Source organism: Kitasatospora sp. NPDC056800 (genome assembly GCF_042789775.1).
In the GTDB taxonomy this organism is placed as follows: Bacteria; Actinomycetota; Actinomycetes; order Streptomycetales; family Streptomycetaceae; genus Kitasatospora.
Genome location: NZ_JBHUAL010000422.1, coordinates 1 through 1,389, shown reverse-complemented (window position 1 = coordinate 1,389; position 1,389 = coordinate 1). Strand labels below are relative to the sequence as shown.

General features: G+C 70.2%; 3 protein-coding genes. 1 reads left to right on the top strand and 2 read right to left on the bottom strand.

The window, feature by feature from the left end:
- Positions 1-243: 243 nt before the first annotated feature.
- Positions 244-603, bottom strand: coding sequence for a putative quinol monooxygenase (locus ACFRQN_RS40840; RefSeq protein WP_380745718.1), 360 nt, complete (start codon positions 601-603; stop codon positions 244-246).
- A gap of 167 nt (positions 604-770) precedes the next feature.
- A complete protein-coding gene (locus tag ACFRQN_RS40835; RefSeq protein ID WP_380745715.1) occupies positions 771-986 on the bottom strand; it encodes a hypothetical protein in 216 nt (71 codons plus the stop codon).
- Between the two features lie 110 nt (positions 987-1,096).
- Between ACFRQN_RS40835 and ACFRQN_RS40830 the strand changes: the two genes are divergently transcribed.
- A partial coding sequence (locus ACFRQN_RS40830; RefSeq protein ID WP_380745712.1) for a winged helix-turn-helix transcriptional regulator occupies positions 1,097-1,389 on the top strand: 293 nt, incomplete at its 3' end.

Here is a 1,389-nt window from a genome sequence, read left to right as displayed (position 1 = left end):
GCCCGCCGCGCTCGTCCACCGAGCGCGGCGGGCTGGACTCAACGGCGCGACCCCGCAGCCGACCAGGCGACCTTCCGGATCGACTCGCTGAGTGGGCTGCCGGAGTCGATGACTCGTTCCGCCGGACGGCGCTGATACGGCGACGTCCGGCGGCCTGAACTTCGCCATCACCCCGTGGCGTTCGCGCGTTTGGCGAGCTTCACCAGCTCCGACGGGGCGATTCGGCCTGCGATGACGACGAGTTCATGAACGGCCTCCCGGGCTGCCCTTACCTGAGATCTCCTCCAGGAACGTGACGTCGAAGGAGGCGAGGTACTGGGCGCGTTCGTCCAGAAAGGCCTGGACATGCGGCTGTCGTTCGTGCTCCTCGAAAGCCTCGCGGTCCGCATAGAGCTCATAGAAGACGCGGACGGTGGGCTCCTCCGGTACGGCGTGGTTGACGTACACGAGAGTGCCGGGCTCCTTGGCGCGGATGCCCTCAAGTGCCCTCTCTGCCAACCGGTCGAAGGCACGAGCGGCTTCCGTGTTGTGGGCGACGAAGCGCACGACAAGACCGAATCCCATGGTGACGACTTCCCTTCCGGCGTTGGTCGAGGCTCGCATGACTGGGCGAGGTTCTGCGGGTAACAGATTCCCTTGACCTGGGGCTGGCATCCAGTAGCGGGTGTGGGCAAGGTCGGATGGTTCGATTTCTTGGACGTCGTACGACTGCTTCCTCTGCCGGCGGCAGCGGCCCGGCCCGGGATGACCGGGCCGGGCCGGGCAGCCGCTCAGTCGTCCTCCTCTGTGCCGGGGAACGGTACGGCCCACGGTTCCGCATCCAGCTCGACGCCGTTGGCGAGGTAGGCGATGGTGCGGTACCAGCCCGTGAGGACGAGGAGTTCCAGGAACTGGGCGTCGTCGTAGTGCGGGCGTAGGGCCTCCCAGGCGGCTGGCGAGAGGTAGGCGGTGTCGTGTAGCTCGTCGACGGCGGCGAGCAGGGCCAACTGCCGGGGGGACCAGGCGGCGCCTGCCGAATCGGGATCGGCGGCGGCGGTCGCGCGGAGCTGTTCGGGGGTGAGTCCGGCCTGCGGGGCGAGGGTGGGGCCGCCCGGTGATGGCCGCGCTCGACTTGCTGGGCCGGCGCTGGACGCCGCGCATCCTGTGGGAGCTGAGCCAGGCCCCGGCGGGCTTCCGTGATCTCCAGCGGCGGTGCGAGCGGATGTCCTCGAGCGTGCTCAGCACCCGCATCGCCGAGCTGACCGAGGCCGGGCTGCTCGCCCCGCACGACGACGCCTACCGGCTCACGCCGCTCGACGCCGACCTCGTCACCGCCCTCGGCCCGCTCACCGCCTGGAGCCACCGGTGGGCCGCCGAAACGGAGCCGCCCGGCGGTCGGCTCGGGTGCTG

What these genes read in the sequence shown, in the direction of transcription:
- ACFRQN_RS40840 (WP_380745718.1), bottom strand. Translation starts at nt 603, where the DNA reads ATGCGAGCCTCGACCAACGCCGGAAGGGAAGTCGTCACCATGGGATTC.